Source organism: Shinella sp. AETb1-6 (assembly GCF_009826875.1).
Classification (GTDB): Bacteria; Pseudomonadota; Alphaproteobacteria; order Rhizobiales; family Rhizobiaceae; genus Shinella; species Shinella sumterensis.
Window position 1 is genome coordinate 1 of the sequence record NZ_WUMM01000047.1, and the last position, 502, is coordinate 502.

Below are 502 nucleotides of genomic sequence, written 5' to 3' on the forward strand. Positions count from 1 at the left end.
TAGGTCACATACCCATAAATCACTTCCGTCCTTTAGTGTGCTGTGATTCACTTCACCCATTGAGAGGAGGTGGTTATGGCACGCTTTGATCTGACGGATTTTGAATGGGACGTTATCCAGCCTTTGTTGCCGTCGAAGGTGCGCGGCGTGAAACGGGTGGATGACCGGCGGGTGTTGAACGGCATCTTCTGGCGGCTGCGGACAGGGGCGCCCTGGGCTGACATTCCAGCACGTTACGGCCCCTACACGACGTGCGTTAACCGCTTCAACCGCTGGCGGCGTGCTGGTCATTGGGCGCGCATTCTGCACGCTGTCTCAAAGGCTTACGACGGCGACATCCAGATGATCGACAGTTCTTCGATCCGGGTTCACCAGCATGGGGCGAATGGCTCGAAAAAGGGGGGCGATCCCGTTGCATGGGTCGTTCGCGCGGTGGGCTGACCACCAAGATACATGTGCTGGTCGATGCGCTCGGCCGTCCGATCCGGCTGAAACTGACCGA

At 58.6% G+C, this 502-nt stretch carries 1 pseudogene; it reads left to right on the forward strand.

From position 1 onward, the window contains the following. Window positions 1–75: 75 nt before the first annotated feature. Window positions 76–502: pseudogene (locus tag GR158_RS25060) on the forward strand (IS5 family transposase); the annotation flags it as partial.